The organism is Halpernia sp., assembly GCF_048269545.1.
Classification (GTDB): domain Bacteria; phylum Bacteroidota; class Bacteroidia; order Flavobacteriales; family Weeksellaceae; genus Halpernia.
Map to the genome: position 1 here is coordinate 142,219 of NZ_JBLXIJ010000003.1, position 19,403 is coordinate 161,621.

At 31.6% G+C, this 19,403-nt stretch carries 12 protein-coding genes and 1 other RNA gene; 5 read left to right on the plus strand and 8 right to left on the minus strand.

Annotation, left to right across the window (positions count from 1 at the left end; all coding sequences use genetic code 11):
• Positions 1 to 63 precede the first annotated feature (63 nt).
• Positions 64 to 1,038 carry a ribonucleotide-diphosphate reductase subunit beta gene (locus ACN0WB_RS06415; RefSeq protein WP_417430005.1) on the minus strand — a complete coding sequence of 325 codons (975 nt, stop codon included), beginning with the start codon at positions 1,036 to 1,038 and terminating at the stop codon, positions 64 to 66.
• A gap of 426 nt (positions 1,039 to 1,464) precedes the next feature.
• Between ACN0WB_RS06415 and ACN0WB_RS06420 the strand changes: the two genes are divergently transcribed.
• The 5 genes from ACN0WB_RS06420 to ssrA all read left to right on the plus strand — a co-directional run bounded on the left by ACN0WB_RS06420 (position 1,465) and on the right by ssrA (position 6,752).
• Entirely contained in the window at positions 1,465 to 2,154 is a 690-nt protein-coding gene (locus ACN0WB_RS06420) for an ABC transporter ATP-binding protein (RefSeq protein ID WP_417430007.1), read from the plus strand.
• A 2-nt stretch (positions 2,155 to 2,156) separates the two neighbouring features.
• Entirely contained in the window at positions 2,157 to 3,386 is a 1,230-nt protein-coding gene (locus ACN0WB_RS06425) for an ABC transporter permease (RefSeq protein WP_417430009.1), read from the plus strand.
• 85 nt (positions 3,387 to 3,471) lie between these two features.
• The gene (locus tag ACN0WB_RS06430; protein WP_417430011.1) at positions 3,472 to 4,743 is read left to right on the plus strand and encodes an ABC transporter permease; all 1,272 of its coding nucleotides are present in this window, start codon (positions 3,472 to 3,474) and stop codon (positions 4,741 to 4,743) included.
• Positions 4,744 to 4,772: 29 nt separating this feature from the next.
• Positions 4,773 to 5,975 carry an efflux RND transporter periplasmic adaptor subunit gene (locus tag ACN0WB_RS06435; protein ID WP_417430013.1) on the plus strand — a complete coding sequence of 401 codons (1,203 nt, stop codon included), beginning with the start codon at positions 4,773 to 4,775 and terminating at the stop codon, positions 5,973 to 5,975.
• A gap of 377 nt (positions 5,976 to 6,352) precedes the next feature.
• Positions 6,353 to 6,752: a transfer-messenger RNA gene (gene ssrA / locus ACN0WB_RS06440) on the plus strand.
• Positions 6,753 to 6,849: 97 nt separating this feature from the next.
• Here ssrA and ACN0WB_RS06445 read toward each other — a convergent pair.
• The 7 genes from ACN0WB_RS06445 to ACN0WB_RS06475 all read right to left on the minus strand — a co-directional run bounded on the left by ACN0WB_RS06445 (position 6,850) and on the right by ACN0WB_RS06475 (position 19,397).
• Positions 6,850 to 12,486, minus strand: coding sequence for a helicase-related protein (locus tag ACN0WB_RS06445; RefSeq protein WP_417430015.1), 5,637 nt, complete (start codon positions 12,484 to 12,486; stop codon positions 6,850 to 6,852).
• Positions 12,486 to 13,208 carry a hypothetical protein gene (locus ACN0WB_RS06450; RefSeq protein ID WP_417430017.1) on the minus strand — a complete coding sequence of 241 codons (723 nt, stop codon included), beginning with the start codon at positions 13,206 to 13,208 and terminating at the stop codon, positions 12,486 to 12,488. Before ACN0WB_RS06450 ends, ACN0WB_RS06445 begins: the two co-directional genes overlap by 1 nt.
• A gap of 75 nt (positions 13,209 to 13,283) precedes the next feature.
• Complete coding sequence (locus tag ACN0WB_RS06455) at positions 13,284 to 15,494, minus strand: JAB domain-containing protein (RefSeq protein WP_417430019.1); 2,211 nt, start codon at positions 15,492 to 15,494, stop codon at positions 13,284 to 13,286.
• Between the two features lie 11 nt (positions 15,495 to 15,505).
• On the minus strand, positions 15,506 to 16,204 hold the full coding sequence (locus ACN0WB_RS06460; RefSeq protein WP_417430021.1) for a hypothetical protein: 699 nt from the start codon (positions 16,202 to 16,204) through the stop codon (positions 15,506 to 15,508).
• Positions 16,194 to 17,051 (minus strand): M23 family metallopeptidase, encoded by an 858-nt coding sequence (locus ACN0WB_RS06465; protein ID WP_417430023.1) that lies wholly within the window; start codon positions 17,049 to 17,051, stop codon positions 16,194 to 16,196. Before ACN0WB_RS06465 ends, ACN0WB_RS06460 begins: the two co-directional genes overlap by 11 nt.
• On the minus strand, positions 17,038 to 19,041 hold the full coding sequence (locus ACN0WB_RS06470; protein ID WP_417430025.1) for a type IV secretion system DNA-binding domain-containing protein: 2,004 nt from the start codon (positions 19,039 to 19,041) through the stop codon (positions 17,038 to 17,040). Before ACN0WB_RS06470 ends, ACN0WB_RS06465 begins: the two co-directional genes overlap by 14 nt.
• Positions 19,041 to 19,397, minus strand: a complete 357-nt coding sequence (locus ACN0WB_RS06475) for a hypothetical protein (RefSeq protein WP_417430027.1) — start codon at positions 19,395 to 19,397, stop codon at positions 19,041 to 19,043. The genes ACN0WB_RS06470 and ACN0WB_RS06475 overlap by 1 nt, the downstream gene beginning before the upstream one ends.
• Positions 19,398 to 19,403: the final 6 nt, after the last annotated feature.

The window sequence follows — 19,403 nt, forward strand, 5'->3', positions numbered from 1 at the left end:
TACCAAGTACAATATTTTTAGTTTTGAAGCAAATTGATTTTGCTTATTTATCTTGACTCTTATTTAAAACAAATCGTTCGCTGTAATACTTTTATCGTGTTTTGTATAATCTGTCGGTCTTTTGGCAAAGAAATCATCCATAGAATTGGCGAAAACTTCTTCTTCAAACCACATCATCGGACGGTATTGTTCCGGCGTGATGTTGTAACGAGTTGCCATTCCAATTTTTTTCAAACTGTCATCCACTCTATATTTCATAAAATTATAAAGATCTTCTTTTGAAATATTATCAATTTCTCCCATTTCAAAAATCCAATCCAGAATTTTTGCTTCTAAATCTACAGACTGATCTACCAAAGTGTAAATATCTTCAATGTCAGAATCGGTTAATAAATCAGGTTGTTCTTCACGGATTTTATTAATTAAATAAATCCCTGCATTGGCATGAATTTGCTCATCTACGGAAGTCCAACCAATAATATTTGACACATTTTTAAGATAACCTTTAAATCTTGTGAATGATAAAATAATCGCAAACTGACTGAAAAGCGACACATTTTCTATCAAAATACTGAATAGCAAAAGTGAAGAAACATATTCTTTTGGCGTAGTAGAATTGGAATGTTTTAGCACATTTCCGAGGAAATTAATTCTTTCTTTTATCGCAGGAACTTCTACTAAAGAAGTGAAATCATCATTATAACCTAAAACTTCTAAAAGTCTGGAATAAGCTTCACTGTGACGAAATTCACATTCTGCAAAAGTAGAACCCAAACCGTTTAATTCTGGTTTTGGAAGATGGCTGTAAAGATTTCCCCAAAACGTTTTTACAGAAACTTCAATTTGTGCAATCGCTAAAAGTGAATTTTTGATGGCGTTTTTTTCGTGCGGTTCTAACTGAGAATGAAAATCTTGAATATCTGCGGTAAAATCTACTTCAGAATGTACCCAAAATGATTTATTAATCGCTTCTACAAATTGCAGAACTTCTGGATATTCAAAAGGTTTATAACTAACTCGTTTGTCGAAAATGCCCATAATTAAAATGATTTAGAAATTGAAATAATTAAATATTTTACAGCAGAATAAATTTTAAAAAACTGTAAATGAGATTTTTAGAAAATAAAAAATCTCAAAAGTGATAAAATAAACTCTAAATAGCCGTGCTTACAAATGTAGAAATTGCAAGGCGAAATTAAAAATGAAAACTGCCATATTTGGATAAAATTGTGGTTTTTAAGTCTAAAAGTTTTCCACAATGACATAGAATAGTTGGTATCAAATGATTACAAAAAATTGTCATTGAAAAAGTGGCTTGTAGCTCAATTTTAATTAAACAAAATATTTAAAATATAATATAAATAACGTTTAGAGATTAAACACTTCTTAAATATTTTTTAGCGGATAATACTGTAACAAATTTTAAAATCTAACTACCAATTACAAAAACAAAAACTTCACTTAATGTTAGTAATTAAAGACCTTCGCAAATCTTATGACATCGGTAAAAACAAATTGCTTGTTTTAAAAGGGATTGATTTAACCATTAATGAAGGTGAATTTGTTTCAATCATGGGCTCTTCCGGTAGCGGAAAATCTACACTTTTAAATATTATTGGGATTTTAGATGAAAAAGATTCTGGAACTTATGAACTTGATGGATTTCCCATTGAAGATTTATCAGAAGTAAAAGCGGCAGAATATAGAAGTAAATTTTTGGGATTTATTTTCCAATCTTTTAATTTAATTGGCTACAAAACCGCTTTAGAAAATGTAGCACTTCCACTCTATTATCAAAATGTACCACGAAAAGAACGCAACCAACGTGCTTTAGAATATTTAGAAAAAGTAGGTTTAGCGGATTGGGCAAGTCATTTACCGAATGAAATGTCTGGTGGACAAAAACAAAGAGTTGCCATTGCGCGCGCTTTAATAACCGATCCAAAAGTAATTTTAGCAGATGAACCCACCGGAGCATTGGATTCTCAAACTACTTTTGATATTATGAAATTGTTGCAGGAAATTAATAATGGCGGAAAAACAATCATTGTGGTAACTCACGAACCAGACGTAGCTGCAGAAACTAAAAGAAATGTCATTTTAAAAGATGGCGTTATAGAAAGTGATGAATATATTACCCAAAGAATTTTGTAAATATGTTTGATATTGATAGATGGAGAGAAATTTTTGAATCTATCCGCAGTAATGTTTTGCGGACGGTACTTTCTGGCTTTACAGTAGCTTTGGGATTATTTATTTTTATTGTTTTATTTGGAATTGGAAATGGTTTAAAAAATGCTTTTTCCGAAGGATTTACACGTGGCGCAACCAATTTAATTTCTGTTTTTACAGGGAAAACAAGTATTGCTTTTGACGGTTTACAATCGGACCGAGAAGTGGTTTTACAGAACAAAGATTATGAAAGTGTTATTAATGACACTCCTGAAAATGTGGAATATTCCACACCAAATTACAATGCAAATATGCTTGTAAAATATGGTAAAGAAAGTGGTTCTTACCAAATTAACGGCGCAGGTCCAGAAGATAAATTTGTAAAAGACCAAAAAGTTTTAGATGGTCGTTTTATAAGTAATGGAGATGTTGATAATCAACAAAAAGTAGCTGTAATTGGTAGAATGGTGCAGCGTGATTTGATAAAAAATGGAAGTCCAATTGGTAAAGATTTAAATTTAAATGGAACATTTTTTAAAGTGATTGGCGTTTTTTCAGACGACGCAGGAGATTTTGCAGAACGAAAAATTACCATTCCTATTTCTACACTTCAACAATTAAAAAAAGGATCAGATACCATAAATCAAATTTCTTTAACTTATAATCCAAAACTTTCACCAGAAGAAGCCATAAACTATAGCGATAAACTACAGAAAGATTTAAAGAAAAGATTGAAAGTTTCACCAGACGATGAAAATGCAGTTATTGTTAGAAATAATGCAAGTAATATGAAAAACACCTTTCAGTTTTTATTAATTATTACTTTAATTGTTGGTTTTATTGGTTTGGGAACTTTATTAGCTGGAATTATTGGCATTAGTAACATAATGGTTTATATCGTAAAAGAAAGAACCAAAGAAATTGGTGTTCGGAAAGCAATCGGTGCAAAACCAAGTTCAATTGTAGGATTAATTATTCAAGAAAGTGTTGTAATTACTGTTATTTCCGGAATTGTAGGTGTAGCTTTAGGTGTTTTAACTTTGGCTTTAGTCGGCGATAGTTTAGAAAAATATTTTATAAAAGATCCTTCTGTTGGATGGGGTTTAATAATGGTTGCCTTCGTTTGTTTGGTTATTGCAGGATTAATTTCTGGTTTCGTTCCCGCTTTTAGAGCAAGTAGAATAAAACCAATTGAAGCTTTGCGAACTGAATAATAATTTTAGATAAAGATTTAAAGATTAAAATTAAAGATTTCAAAAAATAACTATCAAAAGAAAACCATCAACTGAAAACTAAAATATGAACATTATTTTCAAAATTGATACGTGGCAGGAAATTTATCATTCTTTACGGAATAATAAACTCCGTACTTTTCTCACCATGATTGGAGTTGGATGGGGTATGTTTTTATTTGTTTCACTTTTGGGTGCAGCAAAAGGAATGGAAAATGGTTTTGATAAAGCATTCGCAGGTTTTGCAACAAATTCAATTTTTCTTTGGGCACAAAACACAACCATTCCTTATGATGGTTTCCCGAAAGGCAGAAAAATGGATTTGCATTTACCAGACATCGCTGTTTTAGAGAAAAAAATCCCAACAATTGATTATATTTCACCACAAACTTCACGTGGAAATTTTGGAAGTGCAGGAGAACTATTTTCAAAAAATGGCAAAAACGCCACTTATACTTTAAATGGAGATTATCCTATAGGAAATAAAATTTCAGAAAAAACTTTAACTTTTGGGCGTTACATTAACGATGCAGATATCGCCGGAAATAAAAGAGTAATTGTAATTGGCGAAGAAATTTATAAAAACTTTTTTGATGCCAAAAAAAATGAAGATCCAATTGGCAAAACCATTACTGTAAAAGGATTATTTTTCAATGTTATTGGAGTTTTTCGAGTTAAAAGACAGGGCGGAGCAATTGGAAATGATAATTCTGCTTATATTCCTTTTACAACCTTTACAAAAATGTATAATGACGGCGATAAAGTAGGTTATTTCGCCATTGTAGGAAAAGGAAATACAGATCTTAAAGTTTTGGAAGATAATGTAAAAGACGAATTGAAAGCCAAATACAATGTTTCACCAGACGATTCTAATGCATTTGGAAGTTTTAATTTTGGAACAATGTTTGGAAAATTAACAGGTTTTCTGACAGGAATGCAATTATTAACAATCGTAGTTGGAACACTCACAATTTTAGCAGGCGTCATTGCAATTTCAAATATTTTATTAATTACAGTAAAAGAGAGAACCAAAGAAATTGGAATTCGGCGCGCTCTTGGTGCAAAACCAGCTGAAGTTCGAAATCAAATTTTATTAGAAAGTGTCGTTATTACAATTACTTCCGGACTTTTAGGATTTATTTTTGGGATTTTTCTTTTGATGCTTTTAAATAATTTAACAGCAGGTCAAGATAAATTTCCATTTTATAATCCAACTGTAAATTACGGTGAAGTTTTCGCTGCAATGGCTGTGATGGTTTTTCTCGGATTAATCATCGGAATGATTCCTGCGCAAAGAGCCGTAAAAATAAGACCAATAGAAGCTTTAAGAACAGAATAAATTTTAAATAAAACTATAGAACTAAACATATGAAAAAGAAAAAATTCACTGCAAAAAAAGTCATTTACACTATTTTAGGTGTGTTCTTTTTACTGCTTTTAATAATGGGAATTAGATATCTCGTAAATTCTAATTCTAAAAAAAGTGAGCAATTTCTCACCAAAAAAGCCGTCGTTCAAAATATGGATGATAAAGTTTTGGCAACAGGTGATATTGTTCCCCGTGAAGAAATAGAAATTAAACCAAACGTTGCCGGAATTATTGATAAAATATTGGTAAAAGAAGGAGATAAAGTTTCTCAAGGACAATTGATTGCAACCATTAAAATCATACCAAATCTTTCCCAAGTGAATGATGCGCAACAACAAATTAGAAATTCACAATTGCAAATTAGTAACGCAAAAATGAATGTTGATAACCAACAAAAACAATTTGCAATGCAACAAAAATTATATTCGCAGGGTGTGATTTCTAAACAAGAATTTATTACAGCGCAACAACAATTGGTTTCTACACAACAAGCATATAAAAACGCAGTACAACAATTAAATACAGCTCAAAAGCAATTGCAAATTGTAAGAACTGGCGCAACTCCAGAATTACAAAGTTTGGCAAGTACACAAGTTCGTTCTAAAGTTTCAGGAACGGTTTTAGAAGTTCCTGTAAAAGTAGGGAGTCAAGTAATTGAAGCCAATTCGTTCAACGCGGGAACTACAATTTGTTCTGTTGCAGATTTAAATTCGTTACAATTTAAAGGAACAATTGATGAGGCACAAGCCGGAAAATTGAAAGAAGGAATGGAAATGAATATCGTAATTGGCGCGCTTCAAAATAAAACTTTTAAAGGAAAAGTAACGATGATTGCACCGAAAGGAACAGATTCTAATGGAACTATAAAATTCAACATTGAAGGTGATGTTTATAATGATTCCGGAGATTATATTCGAGCAGGATATTCCGCAAATGGTGAAATTATTTTAAGTTCTGTAAAAAATGCTTTGCTTTTAGATGAAGCTTTAATTCAATATGAAAAAGTAAAAGGTGAAGACAAACCTTATGTGGAAGTAAAACAAAAAGATGGAAGCTTCAAAAAAGTGTATGTAAAATTGGGCGCTTCTGATGGAATTAATGTTCAAATACTTTCTGGAATTGATAAAAACGATGAAATAAAAGTTTGGAATCCTTCGGATAAAGATAAAGAAGCTTTAAAAGCGAAGGAAGGTAAATCTTAAATTTCTTATTTAAATATAATTAGGCGGACTTTTGTTCGCCTTTTTTATTCGTCATTCAAATTGAAGCGAAAAGAATGTGTATTTTTCCTAACATCCAGAGAGGACCAAAGTGAAGCGAAGAAACTGTTCTATTTTCTGTCCTTCAGAGTGGAACAAAGTGAAGTGAAGAATCTGTTATATTTCTTTAAATTAAACTTAATATTTAAAAATAATCGATTCAGAAGTGAAATCTTTTACAGAACATTTTGAGTTTTTTTATCTTTTCAACAAGTCTATCCTATCAAAACACAATTGAAATTTACATTTTAGAATTTCCTTTAATAACATTTGACGAAAGCAATAATAAAAATTTGCTTAACTTTGTGGTCTTACAAACTGGGGTTGACTGGTTTCGACAGCAAGATCGATGTGTAAGTAAGCATGCAGAGAACCGTGACGCGATCTCTTTAATCCCTTGTCACAAAACTTTAACTGGCGACCAAGAGTTTGCTCTTGCAGCATAATCTGAATTATAGTAGGATTTTGCGCTTTCCCGAAGTATAGTAAGGAAGCAAGATGTCTCCCAAATGCTTCGTTCTGCGGCGTTTGATTTTGAGGCATAGCAATGCGGAAATAAGTTCTGAAAGACTTCGGTTCAGAATCGAAAAACAAAGAAGATAAGTTGTAAATTGGGTGTCTGTGCTCTGTTTGCAATCGAAAATTAACTGCAGAATAAGCATGTAGAAATCTTATGTATTGCTTGTTTGGACGAGGGTTCGAATCCCTCCAACTCCACAAACAAGTCTGTAAATCAATAACTTATAGGTTTTAGGGACTAAATCAGGGACTAATGTTCCTGATTTTTGTTTTTACATAGTTTCATTTTAATTTTGAACTATCTTGCTGATTGTCGAGAATAATTTTCATTTGGAATTAGAAGTGGGTTTTGCACACTTTCATTTCTTTTTAATACTTGATCAATTTTCAGTGCAGAAATCTCACTTTTAAATAGGCGTTCATTTTCACGTTCTCTTTCCTTTACAAAATCTGTATTCCCGCTTAATTCCAGTCTCGTTTTTTTCTCATCATCATATTGTTTAATTAAATCCATTTCAATAAAAGGCAACTCATCAAGTTGTTCATCAATTTTAGCAATATTATCTGCAGTTGTTTGAGATTGCATTTCTATCTCCGTCACATTCACGCCTTTTTCAGATAATTTCAAAATGGTATTATGCACTTCGGCTTTGGCTAAATCTTTATTTTTTTGATAAGATACTAATTGCGTTTCCCAATAATTCGCATTCACGTCTTCGCTATTTTTTGAATATTCTAAAATTCTGTTATAAGCATTTTCCGCTTTGTAAACTTCGGATTGAACTTTTGTATAATCTTCATATTTTCTTAAAACAAATGCAATATCGGCAAGATATTTATTCTTCTCACTTTCTAACTTTTTCTTCAGTAATTCTATTTCAATTTTTGCTCTGGTTTCAGGATTTGTAATGATTGAAGTTTTCAATTCTTGAGTGCTGATGTCCGAAATATCTAAAACATTTGCGCCTTTTTTCATTGCTTCTATATATCGCGCCTGTTTTGCCTGCAATTTTTGCAACATGAATACATCGATACTGTCGTTGGTCAGCATAAAGTTAATTCGCACATTTTCATTTTTGTTGCCTTGTCGCCACGCTCGACCTTCAACCTGTCGAAGAGATGTAAAATTATATGGTAAAGTGAGCATGTAAACATCTGTTGTGTTTTCTTGAAGATTCATACCTTCTTGAATGGCTTCACTCCCAATTACAATTTTAATTTTGCCAGCATTAAAATCATCTTGAATTGATACTCGTTGTTTTTTACTCGTCCCACCAGTAATAACACCTACTTCTTGGGATTTATATCCTAGATCTTGTATTAGATATTCTTTCAATTTCGGAAATTCTGCCACAGCCAATTCAGAATATATGATCTGCCCAGAATTAGGAATATCTTTTTTATTTTGTCTGATCAGATTCATCATCTCAAATAATTTTGGCGAATTTTCTATAAATTCACTTAAAGTTGGTTCCTCACCATTATAATAAATTGATAGATAAGGCGAGAAAGCTATTAAGCGAGCATTCAAAATGTGGGTTAAGATTGCTCCAGCCAGTTCTGAATCAAGATTATCATTCAGTAAATCGTATTGCTCTTTCGTCAAGTCATTCTGTTCAATTTTATATTCTTTATTGATTTTATTAGGACGAATTAATTCCAGATTATCCTCCTCGCCTTTAATATCTATAAATTCTGAAAGTAATTGCTGAAATAACTGATTATTTTTAAACCTCCTAACATTTGCTTTAAATTTAATATCTCCTTTTGCGTCAATTTCCATATCATTGTCTGCCTCCATAAAAGTTTCGAAGAATGTATTCACATTAAAATATCCGGATTCTTCCAATCTTTTATTGGCGATCAAAGAAAGAATGGAATAGTACTCTAGTGGCTTATTCGTGAACGGAGTTGCAGAAAGTAGCGTTACATTTCTTCCATTTTGTCTGTCCTGAATGTATTGACAAGCCATCCAAGTATTGATTCCCAATTTAGAAGTTTGTTGATTTTGATTTCTAAAATCTGAAGAAAACCGTCGGTCTTCAATTTTCACTTTCTCCACAATGTGATTTGCATTATGAATTTCATCGTAGGTTAAATGATCAAAACCAAAATCTTCCCAATCATATATCTTACCACGTTTCATTTTCCCTTCAATCTCTTTTTCTTTCTGCAATTCAATCTGTTCCTCTCGTTCGGTATTTGTAACACCCTTCAGTTCGCTTGCGGAAATATATTTGAATTTTGAGGACAGTTCTTCGGTAATTTCATTTGAAAATCCAATATTATTAAACCCAGCATAAGTTACTATGGTTATTTCTCCGTCTTTATTATCAAATTTAGAAAGATCATAATCATTCCCCAAATTGCCCAATACATTAACTTTAGCATCTGGAATTGTTTCAAAAATAGTTTCTACCCACTGTTTTAAAATACTATCATTAGGAACAACAATCAGTGGTTTTTTAGAATTTCCGCGTTGCATCGCTTCATGTAAAGAAAGTATGCCAGATAATGTCTTTCCGAAACCAACTTCATGCGCTAAAAGTCCAACGCCTTTAGTAGTTTGCCTTCCTATTCCAGATTTCTGAACCTCTGTCAATCTTAATTCTGTTCCTTTAAAATTTTGATAGATTTTTGAAAATAAAGGGAATTTAGAATAGTCCGGAACGTGAATATGATTATAGTTTTTGTTGAATTCCTTTACAAATCGCTCTCTCAAATCATCTGATAATTCCTCTGAAATGAATTTTGAAAACAGATCTTTTGCTGCAATTTTTCTACGGTCTCTAATCAATGCATTTCGCTCTTTATCACTGCCCGTTACAGTTTCGTTGTCTACAAAACTTTTCACTTCCCAAGATGATGAGCCTGCAAAAGCATCATTTGGTAAATTACCTACGAAGTCCTTAAATTTTTCTGACAAATTATAATCGACAATAACCATTTCAGTTTCTCTTTTTTCATGGTTGTATTGTTCTTTCTCAATTTGACCTAAATTAAATTTATGGACAAACTCATGATTTGGATTAATTGAAATTTCGACTAATGTTTTTAGTTTAGGTAATACATTTAATAAAAGTGCCTTTTGCTTTTCATAATATTTCTTTTCCAGACCTGCAATTCCCCAATCTTCTTTAAAATCCTTTTCCAGTTGATCTAATTTCGCATAAATATTTCCTTCAGCGTAATAGAAGTCATGAACATACTTTCCATCTTGAAAGTTAGCATACGCCAAATGTCGGGTGTGATTTTCAATTGTTCCATCATAAGAAGTAGCCTTGAATGCTGCAATTTGAGCATCTGTAATATCTGAACTGTTTTGTAAAGACGCATCAACAATTTTATCACTTTTTACAAAGTGATATTTCAGAATTCCTTTCTTTATTAGTGGTTGAGACTGAATTTCATATTCAGGATTTTTACTTTTTTGGAATTGAATTATTTTATCTGCTTTGTCAATTGTATCCGTTAAATTTGTGACTGATAAATTATCTACGTCGCCGGAAATTTGAACTTTTAATTTTGAAAATTGATTTATTTGCGAAAGTACAGAAGGTGACTTGAATTTTAAAGCATTCAGATTTAACAGTACTATCTCTAATTTTTCTAAAACTTCTTGTTTGAGTTTTTCATTTTCATTCAATGTTTTATTTACAATAATCATCGGTATTTCTGGAACAACATCTTCTGCTTTCTTCTTCTTTTCAGTAATATTTTCATTTATATCTAAATCCTCAAAAAGATTTCCAATGCGGACAGTCTCTTTTTTATTCCCAAGATTATTTAAAAGTCCTAGTGCTTCTTCTAAATTTCCATGAATATAGAATTCCAAACGACCGAACCTATTTGTTTTTTCTCTAATTTCACCTAGAATATTTTGAGGATTGCTTTGAAAATAATCAGAAAGATTTTGATTGATAGATTTATTATCCTTTTTAAGAATTATAATGTCTGTCCCGATTTGTGTTCCCGCAAAAGCACCACTTGGCAGACGATAAGCATTCAATACTTCAGCGTTATTCATGTTTTTTTGTCGGTTTATCCAGCCAGAGGGAACAACCATTGCCAAGATGCCACCTTCTTTTAAAGAATCTACACCACGCTTTATAAAGTAATCTTCGTACTTTAATATTTTACTTTCTTCTCCTAAACCTTTGTAAAGACCTCTATGTTCGCCATATGGTGGATTACCAATTACCAGATCATACTTTTCAGAAAATTTAGTTACATCTTTTTTAATCCCCTTTTCATCAATGAATTCTGTTTCGAAAGACCGAAGATTAATTTCTACTTCCGGATGAAATATCTTTGCGATTTTGGCTGTAATTTTATTAATTTCAAATGCAGTAACATTCGTTTTTATGGCTAATCCTTCGGCTGCATTTATGAATTGTCCAGTACCAACACTCGGTTCTAAAACTGAAATTTCATCCTTATTTTTAAAATGAAATTTAATTAAATTTTGAACAGCATCTACAATTCTGGTATCGGTGTAATATTCATCTAAAATACCACGTCCATTTTTTACAATTCCACCAGGTTTATATTGATTGCAAATATCTTTCAGGTCATCTGAAATTATAATATTTTCATTGATTAAAATCTTACCATTTTCAGAAACAAAACAAGCCACAGAAACTACTTCTGCGACTTGCTCATTGGTCAGTTTTTGACCTCTATATTTTTGAATTAGGATTTCTAATTCTGACGAATTATTTATATTTTCTTCTAATTTTCCGTCCAGCCTAATTTCTCCGCTTTCATTTTTTGAAGCATTTTCTTGTTGTGAATTTCTAATGGATTTTCCAACTCTTCTTCCTTGTAAATCGATCCGCTTTGATTCTGCATATCCATTTCCAACATCTTCGATGCCCAATCTTTGTCCGCTTGTTTTATCTGCTTCTTGTTCGGATTTGAGATTTTCGCCAGATTTTCTATTAATTGTTCTTGATTGGATTTTGAGGTTTTCATTTTCTCCGGTATTTTGTTCTACTAAATTAATATTTTTATTCTGAATCTTAAGTTTATTTTGCAAATACTCATTTAGATCATTATTTCCATTTTCTATTATATTGTATAATGTTCGAATGTCTTTAACATCTTTATCAGTAAAAAAATTTAAAATCTTTTCTGTGGCGTCGTTTCCGGCTTTATCACCATCCAAACAAAGAAATATCTTGCCCTTGTAATTCTTGTATCTTTCTAAAAACTTGTCAAGATTTGTTATGGAATTAAGACTTACGAGCGTTCTGTTATTTTTTTGATTATTGGCTTTCAAAAGTTGCGCAAAGGATAGCATATCCGTCATTCCTTCAAAAACTACCACTTCATCTTTTGTGCCTTTTATTTCTGAAATATCGTTTTTCCCAATTTTGGATTTCATCAGAGCATTACGAATTTCAAAACCACCGGAAATATTTTCAATTCCAATTCCAAAATAATTTTTGTCTCCGACTTCGTAGTGAACTTGAATTGTATGATCTACCAAAGTCTGCTTTGAAATTCCCCTACCTTCAAAGTAGGCGATTAACCTCTCATTATTTGGAGCGAATAAATTTGTAACGCGTATTTCTACAGATTTACTTTCATCTTTCAATAAATTTGATTGCACATTCCCCCCGCTATTGTCGTATTGCATAAAGTTTTGATTAAATTTTTTTACGAATTCCAGAGAATCTTTCCAGTCTAATTTTTCAAAATTCATTACTGCTTTTAATATCTGTCCGCCTTCATCTGACTTGAAATCATAATAGCCATTTGTAGATACAGAATATTTATTATCATCTGTCAAAAAATAATATTCGTCCCCAATTTTGCGGTCAAATTTCACAACATTCTGATCTTGTAAATGCTGAAAATAACCCACTAAAGAAACACTGTTGGAAATCTGTTGAACTTCATCTTCAGAGTAATATCGAGAATCTACAGCCATTACTTTTTCTTCTTTACAAAAGCATTAAAATCAAAAATCTCCTTGGCCTCATTGTCCCAATTCTTTCTTGTTATCAATTGGAGCGTAACAAAAACATCTTTCTTTTTGTTGTAAGAATCTATGCGTTCCAATCTTCCACCATAGTCTTTTTCAGCGTGGCGATAGATTGAATAAGGCAAAATGGTATCGGTAGGATAAATGTAAAATCTAGAGAAACTTTCTTTGGAATTGATCTCAAACCTTTTATAATTCTTCTTGAATAAAACCGTATCGCTGATGTTTTTTCGATGTAAGTAGTTTGGAATCCATTCATCAGAAAAAATTGCGCCTGCTTGTTTTTTCAAAGTTAAAATTGGCTTCTCCGTTTTATATATTTCAGAAAGAATCGTGCTTTTACTTTGTTCTGAATTAATTTTGAAGCAAAGCGAATCTTTTATATAAAAAATTTGGTCAGTTATTTCTGGAAAAGTTAGATCGGGTATAACTTCAATTAAATCATCGTGCAGATAATTCAATCGAGAAATATGAAAATTTTGCACTTTATTCAAACCTTTTGAAGCATCTACATAAACATTGGAGATGAGATCTATCCCACCTTTTTCTGGTTTAAATTCTTTATTACAAGAGTTTGCTGCCAAAAGAAAAAAAGATAGCGCTATAATGGTAAAAACCGACTTGAATCTAATCTGTGACTGCAATTTATTTTGGAAATTTTTAAACATAATTTTCTGGATTAAATAAAAAGCGGTAAATCTTTCAAAAAATTTACCGCTGTTCTTTTTGTTATTGATAAATTTCTATCGTTTTATACTTTGTTCCTTCACATTGCTTTTGTCGTGCTTATTGTCATTCTCCAAACCTTCAAGTGGTTTGTTGGTATTGATTCTGTTCATATCCTGATCATAAATATTCAAGTTTTTGTATTGCGGATTTAGCACGGCTTTTCCTTCTAAAATTTGATCATCCATTTCGTATTTTACCTTTACTATGTTTCCTTTTTCTAAAGATTTTATGGCATTTTCTCGATATTCCGGTTTGTCAAAAATCAGATTAGATTTTTCTACAATTTGGTCGGTATCTACTCCATAATTCTTGTAGAAATTCTGGAAGATATAATTACCCTTCTCTGTTTTTGGTTCGTCAAAGTTTAGTTTTAAAAAGGCAGGTTCTAACTGATCTGACTTTGGATTGTGGAATTCAATTTTCACAGTGCGACCTTCCAAAAGATTAACTGCTTCTTTCGCGGTAAATGTATTATCTCTATTGACAGGGAAATTATGTGATATTTCATCTCCTTTTTCTTCCTTCAAAACTGCTTGATAAGAATTAAAAAATACACCACCACTTTCTGTTTTATTAAATTTTAAAGTAAAATCCACTTCATTTCCAGGCATCGCTTTATCCGATTTCGTTTTGATTTCAAATTGTTGTTCCACAGAATTTATTCTTGTTTCTAAATTTTTGTGAAGTTTTTCACTTTCACCAAAACCAAGATATTTTAGTTGATTTTGTAGATACTCTTCTTGATTGAATTCTTTCTTTTCCATAATTTTTGGGTTTAAATTGTTAAGTTCTTTGTATTGTTGATTGGGTTTTACCTGAGAATAGGATTTTGAATTATTTAATTTGTTGCCATATTGTGAGATTGCTTCATTACTGATATTGCTTCCCTTTGACATATCTTTTAGCAAACCTTGGTCAGCAAATGAATCATATATTTTTCTTCCATTTGCGCTTTTAAAAAGCAGTGCATCAATAATTTCAATTCCAGAATGATTCAACTTTTGGTTGTAGGAATTGATTTGTTCGGGAGTGATATTATTACCATAAAGAATGCATTTGTTTCCACCAAACTTTGCCACTTTACCTATTATAAAACCAACTTGATTTTCTGGTGGCATTATAAATTTCCCAACAATATTTAATTGATTATTGATGATCAGCATTTCGGTTTTATCAGAAATTCCAAATTTTTGAGACGTGATAAATTTTGCAATATCTGCCGAACTTGTGATTTTTTCTGGCTGATAATTTTCAACTAATACTTGCTTACTAAATGAATAGGGCTGAATTTCCTGAAAAGCATTTGGATTGGATTTCATTGCCATTTTATCTTCAAAAATTTCATTGAAAACTACATACTGTCCGCTTCTCAAATTGATTATAACACCATCGTTTACGATAATATCTGAATCATCTAATGCTGCTCTTAATTTTCTGATACAGTCAATATCTGCATTAGAAACTTTTAAATTTCCACTCGGATGATTGTGAACTAACGTAATTGAGGAAGGATTTACTTCTAGCACATTTCCGATCATTAATCGGTTATCTACAAATGCTGCATCAAAAGTTCCTGTTGAAATATGCTGCACGAAATAACCTTTATCTTTAAAATCGTACACTAAAAAAGCGTGTTCTACAGCTTCATCTTCCAAAGATTTAAAAAGCCAAGCGACATCATCAACACTCGTAATTTTTTCATTTCCAAATAATTGCAAAGTATTATTTTCTGCAAATCTCCTTTCAATTAATGCAAAATCTGTGGATTGAAGAGAATCTTGCGGTTCCCGTAAAATATTGGATCCGGAAGCAAAATCGCCAGGCTTAAACAATTTAAAGGGTAATTTTTCACCTGCCGATGTTGAAGCATACCTTGTGCTTTCATCTTCCTCAAACGCAAAATTCGAGTTTGCAGATAGTTTCGTTTTCTTTTCTTGAGATTTATTATCTGATTTTTCATAATCTGTTAAAATTTGCGGAAATTTAATTTCAAGTTCTTTCCTGATTTCATCAATTGGTACTACGGAATGGTAATCTATGAGATGAACTTTTTCACCTTCTTTTAATCTTACCAATAAAGAATCTCCAGTTTTGAAATGATCATATCCCATTTTCATGAATTCAAGAGTAGCGATTGCTTCTACAATTGTAGAAAAATCCATCTTTTGGAGACCTGCGGATTCCTGATTTTCATTGTATTTACTAATTTCCAGTGTGATACTCATCTTAAAATATTTTATCTTCTAAAACCTCTTGATTTTTTCTTTTCCTCTTCTTGTTCAAAATCTTCTTCACGTTGTCTATTTGCATCCTGAAACATATCGGGATCATTGACATTGAGTTCTATTTTTGAACTTTCTTGCTTTTGATTTTGTGTTGAGGAAATGGTATTTACAATGCTCAATTCTTTCGAAACAATATTTAAATCATTCAAAATATCTTTACCTATTTCAGGAAATTGGTCTATTTTGTCTTGCAAAAATCCTTTCAATTTTAGAAGTTCTGTTTTATATCGGTTTGTTTCTACTGCATCTTTTTTGTCTGCAATAATCGCGGTCAATGCAGTTGAATTTTTAATCAAATCAAATTCAACGATTTTATTGGTTTCCGTGTCAAAGACAAACGCCTTCTTTTCAACATTGATTTGATTTTCAGATTTGGAAATATCTTTAATTTCAGAAAACTCAATTCTGTTTTTACTTGCTTCAATTATTGCTGAAATATTTTTATCTCGTTCAAGAAAAACCACATTCAATCGGCTATTGTTTTCCACCAATTGAAAGGTTGCTCTATTCTTCTCATTGTCTGCAACGATTGTATATCCTTGAAGAAATTTCTGAATATCTTCCGCAGAAAGTTTTTTTGAGAAGGAATTATCTGGTTCTACAATTCCGTATTTTTTTAAATCGTCGGTTGGTAAATTGTTAGTTTGCATAATGTATTGCTATTAAATTATTTGCTTTTATTAAGTCGTTTAGAAATCGTATTGGATTGATATAATTACCGTTTTCACTCACAGAAAAATGTAAATGTGGACCAGTAGAATTTCCAGAATTGCCACTTTTTGCAATTACAAATCCAGCATTTACCCATTCGCCAACTTTATAGTAGATTTCGGATAAGTGGAGATAGGAAGTGATGAAGGAATTAGAATGTTTTATTTTGATGTAATTTCCTCCGCCTTTCGAATCATAACCTGCATCAACTACTTTTCCATCCAGAACAGCATACACTTTTTCATAATTTGCTTTTAAATCAGCACCATTATGAAGTTTTTGTACACCAAAAATGGGATGTTTGCGATTGCCAAAAGGTGATGTAACCGAAATACCGCTTTTCAAAGGCATAAATATTTTAGATATTGCGTTTGTAGGTTTGTCTTCCAGGTATTCAAATGTTTTTATATTTTTAGACGACAAAATTTTGCTCTGAAATTCAATTTTACTTTTAAGTAGTTGAATCAAAGAATCTTCAACTTTTTTAAAATTGAATTTCACCTCTTTATTTTTGGGATTTTTACTTTCATTTAAAACTGACTTTAAAGAATCAATTTCCTTTTTTAAATCTCCTTTGGTGGTAATATTGAATAGTTTTTTGAAGGAAGTATTCTTATTTTTCTTACTTTTAAAATCACTTTTTATGTTTTCCTTATCACTGTGAAAAACTGTATTAGTTTCTTTTTGGCTAATGGTTCTTGATAGTGTATTGAACTGTCCTTTTGCAATTGAATATGAAAAAACAACTGTGAGAATCAGTGTAAATTTTACTTTAATATTCATCATCCTGATTTTTGACGGTATCATTTACAATCAGTTCTACTTCCTTGTTTATTTTTCTAAAATTGGTCATTAGAACTTCTTCTTTTATATCAACACCTCGTTTGTCGATAAATGAGTAATAATTTGGCATTGGAACATAGTTTTCTTCCTCAATTTTCAGTGCTTTCATATCTAGATTTATTTTTCCGCTAATTGCCGATGTTTTATATTCTTCGGTATTATTTTCTTCGCCTTGTGCAATCATTCCAACCATTTCCCCCGTTTTCAACGCTGCAATTTTTCCTGCAGGTATCATAAAATCCATTTTCTCGTTGATACTGGTGGAAGTTCCTTGTTGCGAAATAGATTGGGAATAACTTTTTTGTTTGATTTTACCGAACATTTTTTCCATCCAATCCAAAGTGTTTTTATCTCTTGCAGAACCAGAAATGATATTTCCGACAATTGCTGAAATGGTATCTGCTACTTCTTTTTTATAGAATTGTCGTAATTGTGGAATCTCTTGAAGTCCAAGCAAAACGGCGATTTTATTGCTTCTTGCAGTTGCCACTACATTATCAATTTTATGAATGTAAATGGTGGGAAATTCATCGGCGATAATTCCTCCTGGTAAATTATTTTTTGAATTGATTAATCTCAAAGTTCTATTCAAAACTGAAGAATACAATGCCGAATTAATATCTTGAGTACTTGGATCAGATGCTAAAATGATGATTGAGGGATTTTCTTTATCTGTTATTTTTAACTCTACTTCATCACCAGAAAAAACCCAAAAACTTTCTTTGGTTGCCAATCTCGACAAGAATATTTTTAAAGTTCCTACTTGCCCTTCCAACTGATCAAATGCTCTATTGTCGTATGCTGTTTTAAATGGTGAGAGCAAAGAATAAATTTCTTCGTTTGTAAATAGTGTGTCAAAAATATCCTGATAACTACGGTTCATAAATGAAAGAATATGTGGCAAATCGGAATATTTTCCGTTTTCAAATTTTGCAAAAAAGTAAATACACGAAGAGAGAAAATTTATAGCAGATTGCGTGAAAAACGCTTCAGATCCACCGCCAGAACTTGACCCTCCCTTTTGCAGAGAGGAAACCATAGATTCTGCCATTTCTTGTGCTTCTGCTAAAGTTTGGATGTATTCTTTTTTGAAAGGATTTACTCTTTTAGACTTTTCAACCTCATTCAAATTAATCACGTGAAACTGATGCTGATAATTTTCATCTTTATTTTTCTTCAATAAATAATGGTAGTAAGCGATTTTTGACAAATCGGGAAATTTGAAATCATAAATACATAATGAAAAACCATTGTTTATCATCTGTCGTATTGCAGGATTGATTACCCCAAAAGATTTCCCAGATCCTGGCGTTCCAATAACCATTGTTCCCCGAAATGGATTAATATTAATCCAACCTTTATTTGTTCGTTTGTTGAAGCGAAATAAATAGGGAATGTTTACGGAAGTATCTGTTCTTACCAATTTTTGATTTTGCGCAAAACTCTCTTCTTCTATATTCCATCGGTCTTTTCCCATTTTTTGTTGCATCAGTTTTGAAATATTATCTGCACCAACTTGTGCGATTAACGCTCCTAAAAAAGATAAGAAAGTATAGATGATTTGATAAAAGTTTAAAGGTGGAATCAGTTTCGGAAGTGTGTTGTTTCCTGCTTGCGAAGTGAAAACGAGTGAACCTAACATCAATCCCAAACCAATCAAAATTGGTGTAATGATTTGTTTACCGATGTTGAGATCAATTTTCTTTTTTGCTCTGGTTCCTATTGCAACTAATGTGATTAAAATTATAGTGCAAATTTTCGCATTCAAAGGTGGGTAAAACAATCCCATCTTTGAAAATTTGGTCAATAATTCCGTTACGAAAGGAATTTTCGCAGTGATGAAAAACAAAGACGAACAATCCAATAAGACGATAAAATAGACCATCTTTTGGAAAAAACTGTAAATCTTTATTTGGTTTTGTTGCTCTTGCATTAAGAATAATTTTCGAAATATTCATTCAGTAATTTATGTTCTTCTAGTAAACTGTGGTGTAGTTTTTTTTGCTGTTCCTGCAAATTTTTATGCTGTTCTTGTATTTCAACAAGATCGGCATTCAACACTTTGAATTGATTAATTAATTCTTGTCCTCTTTTTTCGACGCTCTCGACAATGTATGAGCGACTTGCCTCATCAGATATTTTCTCATACCAATCTTTAAGGTTTAATAATTTTTCATAGTCATTTATAAGTCCTTTTCGCTTTCTATCAAAAATGAATATAGAAACAGAATAGTAGGTAATTATTAATAGCAAGATTACTATGTACACTGTGGGTGATAAATTTTCCATTTTATT

Bases quoted from the DNA above. Each gene is read 5' to 3' on its own strand.
- ACN0WB_RS06450 (WP_417430017.1), bottom strand. From the start codon at position 13,208: ATGTTTAAAAATTTCCAAAATAAATTGCAGTCACAGATTAGATTCAAG.
- ACN0WB_RS06455 (WP_417430019.1), bottom strand. From the start codon at position 15,494: ATGAGTATCACACTGGAAATTAGTAAATACAATGAAAATCAGGAATCC.
- ACN0WB_RS06435 (WP_417430013.1), top strand. From the start codon at position 4,773: ATGAAAAAGAAAAAATTCACTGCAAAAAAAGTCATTTACACTATTTTA.
- ACN0WB_RS06425 (WP_417430009.1), top strand. From the start codon at position 2,157: ATGTTTGATATTGATAGATGGAGAGAAATTTTTGAATCTATCCGCAGT.
- ACN0WB_RS06465 (WP_417430023.1), bottom strand. From the start codon at position 17,051: ATGATGAATATTAAAGTAAAATTTACACTGATTCTCACAGTTGTTTTT.
- ACN0WB_RS06430 (WP_417430011.1), top strand. From the start codon at position 3,472: ATGAACATTATTTTCAAAATTGATACGTGGCAGGAAATTTATCATTCT.
- ACN0WB_RS06470 (WP_417430025.1), bottom strand. From the start codon at position 19,041: ATGCAAGAGCAACAAAACCAAATAAAGATTTACAGTTTTTTCCAAAAG.
- ACN0WB_RS06460 (WP_417430021.1), bottom strand. From the start codon at position 16,204: ATGCAAACTAACAATTTACCAACCGACGATTTAAAAAAATACGGAATT.
- ACN0WB_RS06475 (WP_417430027.1), bottom strand. From the start codon at position 19,397: ATGGAAAATTTATCACCCACAGTGTACATAGTAATCTTGCTATTAATA.
- ACN0WB_RS06445 (WP_417430015.1), bottom strand. From the start codon at position 12,486: ATGGCTGTAGATTCTCGATATTACTCTGAAGATGAAGTTCAACAGATT.
- ACN0WB_RS06420 (WP_417430007.1), top strand. From the start codon at position 1,465: ATGTTAGTAATTAAAGACCTTCGCAAATCTTATGACATCGGTAAAAAC.
- ACN0WB_RS06415 (WP_417430005.1), bottom strand. From the start codon at position 1,038: ATGGGCATTTTCGACAAACGAGTTAGTTATAAACCTTTTGAATATCCA.